The sequence below is a fragment of the Tepidibacillus sp. HK-1 genome, assembly GCF_001748485.2.
Classification (GTDB): Bacteria; Bacillota; Bacilli; order Tepidibacillales; family Tepidibacillaceae; genus Tepidibacillus_B; species Tepidibacillus_B infernus.
This window is the reverse complement of sequence record NZ_BDGM02000029.1, coordinates 19686-27540: the sequence shown is the minus strand read 5'-3', so window position 1 is coordinate 27540 and position 7855 is coordinate 19686. Positions and strand designations below refer to the sequence as shown.

The following is a 7855-nucleotide window of genomic DNA, read 5'->3' as shown; positions in this document are numbered from 1 at the left end:
GAGTGAGGAGCAAGCGTGGATGTGGGCGAATACAAGAAAAGGCTATTGGCGTACTGCTCATAGCCCTATCTTGACAAAAGCCCTATCTAACGAGCGATTTAAGCGAGCTGGATATCTAAGTTTTAGCGAGTGTTATTCTGCGAAGTGACGTGTAAACTTTGGAAGCGCCGTATACCGAACGGTACGTACGGTGCTGTGGGAGGTCGGCTGGTCAAATAATGGCCAGCCTCCTACCCGATCGATTACAAAGCTTCCCACCATTTCTATAAATAGAACTCTACTATAGTAAAGTTATCAGTTTTATAATAGATATTGTTAATATAATCACGAAATTAGTACTTTTTTGTAAAATTTATGATAAAAATGTCGAAATGAGCAGGATTCTTGATTACGTTAGGAGAAAACTATTAAATTGTAATGTAAAAAAATTGTATCTACACATTCGTTATATTTAGTTAAGAGGTTGAAAGAGTGATTATATGAGAATCTATCCAGTAGTTAAACGTATTTTAGACTTTCTATTATCCCTTATTGCAATGCTTATACTATGGCCACTTTTTCTAATTATTGCAATAATAATAAAACTAGACTCCAAAGGTCCAGTATTCTTCAAACAAAAGCGTATAGGTAAGAATAAGAAATACTTTTATATATTAAAGTTTAGAACTATGAGAACAGATACACCGAAAGACATGCCTACTCATATGCTCCAGAATCCAGATCAGTTCATTACAAAGATAGGGAAATTTCTTAGGAAAACTAGCTTAGACGAGTTACCGCAGATTATTAATATTTTAAAAGGTGAAATGAGTATCGTTGGACCTAGACCAGCTCTGTGGAATCAGAATGATCTCATAGCTGAACGTGATAAGTATGGAGCTAATGCTGTGTATCCAGGGCTAACTGGGTGGGCACAGATTAATGGCAGGGATGAACTGTCTATAGATATCAAAGCAAGATTTGATGGCGAGTATGTACAAAGAATCAGTTTTGCTTTTGATATAAAGATATTTTTTAAAACAGTATTTAGTGTCCTACGAAGTGAAGGGATAAAAGAAGGAACTAGTGAGTCGAAGAAAGAGGTATCTCTATAATTGGATAATTCGGTATATGTAAGAGAATCTTTAAGGGGGATCATATCGTGCTTTATGTTACGGGAATTACAGGACATACTGGTAAATGGTTTTTGGATAGATTAATCAAGGAGAATTATCAAGGTAAAATTAGATGCTTGGTAAGAGAAAATAGCAATACGGAACTCCTTGATCATTCGGGACTCAATATAGAAAAAGTATACGGAAGTCTAGAGGACAAAGCTTTATTGGTATCATCAATGGCAGGAGTTGAAACAGTTGTACATATTTCCTCTATTTTATTTTCAAACAACGTCATGGATGCTGCAATAAAGAATAATGTGAAATGGGCAATTTTTGTTCATACAACAGGAAGATATTCCAAATATAAAAGTGCATCGGAAGAGTATATTAAAATCGAAGATGGAATACTTAAAAAGCGTGGGCAAATAGGCATTACCGTATTAAGACCAACAATGATATATGGATCCTCTGAAGATAGAAATATGTATAAGCTTGTTGATTACCTATACAGACATAAGTTCTTCCCTATGTTTGGGAAAGGTGAGAACCTAATGCAGCCAGTTCATGCTAAAGATTTGGGTTATGCCTATTATGATGTCTTAGTAAATAAAGATAAGACTTTTAATAAAGAATACAACTTATCTGGGAAATCCCCTATTAAATATATAGATTTAGTTAAAGCTGTCTCTGATACGTTAGGAAGAAAGAATATCATTGTAAAAATACCTTTATGGATTTCTATCTTAGCAGCCAAAGTATATAATGCAATAGATAAAAAGGCTATTATTTCTGTTGAGCAAGTACTCAGAATGCAAGAAGATAAAGACTTCAATTATGATGAAGCAGCTAAGGACTTTGGGTATACACCTTTATCTTTCCAAGAAGGTATTAAAAGGGAAGTAGAGGAATATTTGCGTAGTAAGCAAAGAGGAAGATAACAATGAAAATTCTTGTAATCTGTCAATATTTCTATCCTGAACAATTTAGGGTCAATGATATCTGTTTTGAGTTAGCAAAAGAAGGACATGAAGTAACGGTTCTCACAGGTCTTCCAAATTACCCTAGTGGGGTTATAGATAGTAAATATAGAGGTTTTAAAAATAGAACTGAAGAGATCAATGGGGTAAAAGTTATACGTTCTTGGCTTCTTGGAAGAGGAAAGGGAGTCAAAAAGTTAGCACTTAACTATATTAGTTTTGCTTTATCTTCTACACTAAAAGCTATATTTATGAAGAAAGAATTTGATCTTATTTTAGTTTATCAACTTTCACCAGTAACAATGGCTTTGCCAGGTATTTTATTAAAAAAACTTACAAAAAAACCACTTATTATATACTGTCATGACTTATGGCCGGAAAGTATAGTATCTGCTGGTATTTCATCAGAAAGTAAAATATATAGTATTTTATTAAAATTAAGCAAATGGATTTATAAGAGTGCAGATGAAATCTTCATAAGCTCTAAATTGTTTGAAGAATACTTTAACCACACATTAGATATATATGATCACATTACTCACCTTCCAGTATACGCAGAAGCTTTATTTGAGAATATTCGTTCCACAAATAGAAGTGATGAAACAGTAAACTTAGTCTTTGCTGGAAATATAGGTGCAATGCAAAGTGTTGAAACAATTATCTATGCTGCAAATGAGCTTAGAGAAGATCATCACATAAAGTTTCATCTTGTGGGTGATGGTTCTTTTCGTGAAAAATGTGAAGAATTAACCGATACATTACAACTTAATAATGTGATCTTCCACGGGCAACATCCTATTTCGGAAATGCCTAGATTTTACGAAATGGCAGATGCTTTTCTAATTACCTTAAAAGATAATAAAGTGATTTCCTATACATTGCCCAACAAAGTTCAGTCCTATATGGCAGCAGGAAAGCCAATTATAGGGGCAATAAATGGAGAAACACAAATCGTGATTGATGAAGCAAATTGTGGATTATGTGCTCCAGCAGAAGACTATAAAGAACTAGCTAATAACATAAGAAAGTTTGTAAAAGAAAAAGAGAAACATTCTATTTATGGTGAAAACGCAAGAAAATACTATGACAACAACTTCTCTAAAAAGAGATATATAGAGAGATTAAATCGTTTACTACAAAAAATAATTTAAGTGGAGATGTTTAATATGTTCAAAGATAAAACACTACTAATCACTGGAGGCACAGGCTCCTTTGGTCATGCTGTAATGAAAAGATTCTTAGATACTGAAGTAAAAGAAATTCGCATCTTCTCACGTGATGAAAAAAAACAAGATGATATGAGAAAATTGTATAAAAACGATAAGCTTAAGTTTTACTTAGGAGATGTTAGAGATCTTGCCAGTGTAAAGAATGCCATGCATGGTGTAGACTATATTTTTCATGCAGCTGCATTAAAACAAGTTCCATCCTGTGAGTTCTTTCCTCTTGAGGCTGTAAAAACAAATGTAGTAGGTACAGATAATGTACTTACAGCTGCTATAGAATATGGAGTAAAAAAAGTGATTTGCCTTTCTACAGATAAAGCAGCTTATCCTATCAATGCAATGGGAATCTCTAAAGCGATGATGGAAAAGGTATTTGTGGCCAAATCAAGAACAGTATCTCCAGATAGAACACTTATTTGTGGGACTAGGTATGGGAACGTGATGGCCTCTCGTGGGTCAGTTATACCATTATTTATTGAGCAAATTAAAAGTGGACAACCATTAACAATTACAGATCCTAATATGACAAGGTTTTTAATGAGTCTTGAAGAAGCTGTAGAGCTTGTGGTATTTGCCTTTGAAAATGCCCAAGCAGGGGATATTATGGTCCAAAAATCTCCAGCGTCTACAATTGGAGACCTTGCTCAAGCTTTGATAGAATTATTTAACGCTGATAATGAGATTAAGATAATTGGTACTCGTCATGGGGAAAAATTATATGAAACTCTACTTACAAAAGAAGAACGTGTAGTAGCTGAGGATTTTGGGGGATATTTTAGAGTACCAGCTGACCAAAGAGATCTTAATTATGACAAATACTTTATAGAAGGAGATCAGCGGTTAGTTACAGAGGTTGAATATAATTCGAATAATACAGAACGTTTAAATATAAAACAAATAAAAGAAAAACTATTAGAAATAGACTATGTCAGAAAAGAGTTAGAAAGTTGGAGTAAAGTATGAAAATACTTGTGACAGGGGCAAAGGGTTTTATAGGAAAAAATCTTATTGCCGAATTAAAAAATAGAAAATATACGGATATCCTTGAATATACTAAGGATACGAATCCATCTTTATTAGATGAGTATTGCAAAGAAGCTGATTTTGTCTTTCACCTTGCAGGTGTTAATCGACCAAAAGACCAATCAGAGTTTATGAAAGGGAATTTTGGCTTTACATCAACTTTGCTTGCTACATTAAAAGAATATAATAATAACTGCCCAATTATGATTTCATCATCTATTCAAGCAGAATTAGATAATTCTTATGGAAGAAGCAAAAAAGCAGGAGAAGATTTGCTCTTTAAATATAGTAAAGAAACAGGTGCAAAAGTGCTTGTTTATCGACTACCTAATGTTTTTGGTAAATGGTGCAAACCAAATTACAACAGTGTTATAGCAACGTTTTGCCATAATATAGCCCATGATTTACCTATTACAGTGAATGATCCAAGTGTTGTGATGAACCTTGTGTATATAGATGATGTGGTAAATGAGTTTATTAATGCTTTAAACGGCAAAGAAAATGCAGTTGGAGATTTTTGTGAAGTGCCTGTAGTGCATACCATTACTGTGGGAGAAATCGTAGATTTGATTTATTCATTTAAAAAGAGCCGTGAGGAACGTACTATTCCAGATATGTCTGACGCATTTACTAAGAAGCTTTATAGCACATATTTAAGTTATTTGCCTAAAGATCGATTCAGTTACGAACTTAAAATGAATGTGGACTATCGAGGTTCCTTTACGGAGTTTATCAAAACACCAGACAGAGGACAGGTTTCAGTAAATATATCTAAACCAGGAATAACAAAGGGAAATCACTGGCATCATACAAAAAATGAAAAATTTCTTGTAGTTAGTGGAAAGGGAGTTATTCGTTTTAGAAAAATTGATTCAGATGAAACCATCGAATATTACGTTAGTGGGGATAAACTGGAAGTCGTAGATATACCACCAGGTTATACCCATAACATTGAAAACCTAGGGGACACGGATATGGTTACAATAATGTGGGCTAATGAAGCTTTTGATCCAGAAAAGCCGGATATTTACTATTTGGAGGTATAACATATGAAGAAGTTAAAAGTTATGACAGTTGTTGGAACCAGACCAGAGATTATTAGGCTGTCAGCTGTTATCAATAAGCTGGAAGAATCAAAAGCAATAGAACATGTTTTAGTCCATACAGGTCAGAACTATGATTATGAATTAAATGAAGTGTTTTTTAAAGATTTGGAACTAAAAAAACCTGATTATTTTTTAAATGCAGCAACAGATTCACCAATGGAAACTATAGGTAATATTTTAATTAAAATAGATCCTATTTTAGAAGAAGTAAAGCCAGATGCTTTCTTGGTTCTAGGAGATACAAATAGCTGTCTCTGTGCCATTGCTGCCAAGAGAAGACATATTCCGATATTCCATATGGAAGCAGGAAACAGATGCTTTGACCAAAGAGTTCCTGAAGAAACCAACAGGAAGATTGTAGACCATATATCCGATATTAATATGCCTTATAGCGATATAGCAAGAGAGTATTTATTAAAAGAAGGACTTCCGGCCGATAGAATTATAAAAACCGGCAGCCCCATGTTTGAAGTAATTAACTCTAGAAGAGAAGATATCGAAAGATCAGATGTGTTAGAAAGACTAAAACTTGAAGAAGGAAAATACTTTGTAGTATCAGCTCACAGGGAAGAAAATATAAATTCAGAAACAAACTTTTTAGATTTAGTTGATAGCTTAAATGCTATAGCAGAAAAATATAACATGCCCATTATAGTAAGTACTCATCCAAGAACAAGAAAAATGATAGATACTAAAGATATTAAGTTTAACCCTTTAGTAAATACGATGAAACCTTTAGGTTTTAATGACTACGTCAAACTTCAAACTAAAGCGAAAGCTGTATTAAGCGACAGTGGAACAATAAGCGAAGAATCATCAATTCTTGGGTTTAAAGCCCTGAACATAAGACAAGCCCATGAAAGACCGGAAGCTATGGAAGAAGCATCGGTAATGCTGGTTGGGCTGAACAAGGAAAGGATACTTCAAGGGTTAGAGATATTAGAGACACAAGGAAAGGGCACATTAAGGCTCGTGGAGGACTATAGTATGCCTAATGTATCTGATAAGGTATTAAGAATTCTATTGTCTTATACAGATTATGTGAATAGAGTAGTTTGGGGGAAATTTTGATGAAAGTATTGCAGATTAATTCAGTATGCGGAATTGGTAGTACAGGAAGGATTGTTACTGACATTCATAATATATTAATTGAACAAGGTCATGAAAGCTATATCGCATACGGGAGAGATCTGTCTAAGAATTGCGATACTTCAATTAAGATTGGAAGTAAAATCGATAACTATTCACACGTAGCTTTAACTAGAATATTTGATAAGCATGGATTTGGTTCAAAGAAGGCTACTCAAAAGTTTATTGAAAAAGTTAAAGAATTGGACCCAGACATCATTCATTTGCATAATATTCATGGATACTATATTAATATTGAGGTTTTATTTGATTATTTGAAGAAGGCAGATAGACCTGTTGTTTGGACACTTCACGATTGTTGGAGTTTTACAGGTCACTGCGCTTATTTTGATTATGTAGGTTGTGATAAATGGAAAACAGGTTGTTACGATTGTCCTGAGAAAAATTCATATCCAGCGAGTGTGATTATAGATAATTCAAAAGACAATTACATTAAGAAAAAGGAACTTTTCACAGGCATTAAGAATCTCACAATAGTTACACCTTCAAAATGGTTGGCTGGTCTAGTAAAGCAGTCATATTTAAGAGAATATCCTGTTGAAGTTATTAACAATGGAATTGATTTGGACGTGTTCAAACCTACTCAGAGTGATTTTAGAGAAAGATTTAATTTAGAAGATAAGTTTATTATCCTTGGTGTCGCCAGTACATGGGATCGCAGAAAGGGATTCGGATATTTCATAGAATTATCTAAAAAGATTAAAAATGATGAAGTTATTGTTTTAGTGGGTTTGTCAGAAAAACAAAGAAAATATTTGCCTAAAAACATCATAGGGATTACACGAACTAGCAACGTTAAAGAGCTAGCCGAGATTTATACAGCAGCAGATGTATTTTTAAACCCAACTTTAGAAGATAATTTTCCAACGACTAACTTAGAAGCATTAGCTTGTGGTACACCTGTTATCACATTTGATACAGGTGGAAGTGTTGAATGCGTGGATAGTAAAACAGGTATAGTTGTCAAAAAAGATAATTTAAATATGCTTAGAAACGAAATACTAAACATTAAGAATGGGAAGAAAACATTCTATAATGATGTAGCTATTAACAGGGCAAAGTCTGTATATGATAAAAATAAGCAGTATGGTGAATATCTCAATTTGTACAAGCATTCAAAAGATAATAAGTTAAGGCTTTGATTCTATTATATGAGTGGTTATAACAAAAATTTACATGGGAAACAAATCATATTAATTTCCATTTAAATGACTACAATAAAAGTACTATACATGACTGCGAATAATATTGCAGTCATAAAGGATAATAGGTTACCT

Annotated in this window: 7 protein-coding genes; all 7 read left to right on the top strand. The window is 33.5% G+C overall.

What is annotated here, in order from left to right; translation table 11 throughout:
• Positions 1-479 precede the first annotated feature (479 nt).
• The 7 genes from BEN26_RS12720 to BEN26_RS12690 are packed head-to-tail and all read left to right on the top strand — an operon-like array spanning position 480 to position 7720.
• Positions 480-1094, top strand: coding sequence for a sugar transferase (locus BEN26_RS12720; RefSeq protein ID WP_069800195.1), 615 nt, complete (start codon positions 480-482; stop codon positions 1092-1094).
• A gap of 47 nt (positions 1095-1141) precedes the next feature.
• Complete coding sequence (locus BEN26_RS12715) at positions 1142-2035, top strand: NAD-dependent epimerase/dehydratase family protein (protein WP_255421908.1); 894 nt, start codon at positions 1142-1144, stop codon at positions 2033-2035.
• Between the two features lie 2 nt (positions 2036-2037).
• Positions 2038-3225: a glycosyltransferase family 4 protein gene (locus BEN26_RS12710; protein ID WP_069800192.1), complete on the top strand. Its 1188-nt coding sequence runs from the start codon at positions 2038-2040 to the stop codon at positions 3223-3225.
• A 15-nt stretch (positions 3226-3240) separates the two neighbouring features.
• Positions 3241-4263, top strand: coding sequence for a nucleoside-diphosphate sugar epimerase/dehydratase (locus BEN26_RS12705; protein WP_069800190.1), 1023 nt, complete (start codon positions 3241-3243; stop codon positions 4261-4263).
• Positions 4260-5369 (top strand): capsular polysaccharide biosynthesis protein CapF, encoded by a 1110-nt coding sequence (locus BEN26_RS12700; protein WP_069800188.1) that lies wholly within the window; start codon positions 4260-4262, stop codon positions 5367-5369. Before BEN26_RS12705 ends, BEN26_RS12700 begins: the two co-directional genes overlap by 4 nt.
• Positions 5370-5372: 3 nt before the next feature.
• A complete protein-coding gene (gene wecB / locus BEN26_RS12695) occupies positions 5373-6500 on the top strand; it encodes a non-hydrolyzing UDP-N-acetylglucosamine 2-epimerase (RefSeq protein ID WP_069800186.1) in 1128 nt (375 codons plus the stop codon).
• Positions 6500-7720, top strand: a complete 1221-nt coding sequence (locus BEN26_RS12690; RefSeq protein ID WP_069800184.1) for a glycosyltransferase — start codon at positions 6500-6502, stop codon at positions 7718-7720. Before wecB ends, BEN26_RS12690 begins: the two co-directional genes overlap by 1 nt.
• Positions 7721-7855: the final 135 nt, after the last annotated feature.

Coding starts and splice junctions, on each gene's coding strand:
- BEN26_RS12720 (WP_069800195.1), top strand. CDS start 480: ATGAGAATCTATCCAGTAGTTAAACGTATTTTAGACTTTCTATTATCC.
- BEN26_RS12705 (WP_069800190.1), top strand. CDS start 3,241: ATGTTCAAAGATAAAACACTACTAATCACTGGAGGCACAGGCTCCTTT.
- BEN26_RS12690 (WP_069800184.1), top strand. CDS start 6,500: ATGAAAGTATTGCAGATTAATTCAGTATGCGGAATTGGTAGTACAGGA.
- BEN26_RS12700 (WP_069800188.1), top strand. CDS start 4,260: ATGAAAATACTTGTGACAGGGGCAAAGGGTTTTATAGGAAAAAATCTT.
- wecB (WP_069800186.1), top strand. CDS start 5,373: ATGAAGAAGTTAAAAGTTATGACAGTTGTTGGAACCAGACCAGAGATT.
- BEN26_RS12710 (WP_069800192.1), top strand. CDS start 2,038: ATGAAAATTCTTGTAATCTGTCAATATTTCTATCCTGAACAATTTAGG.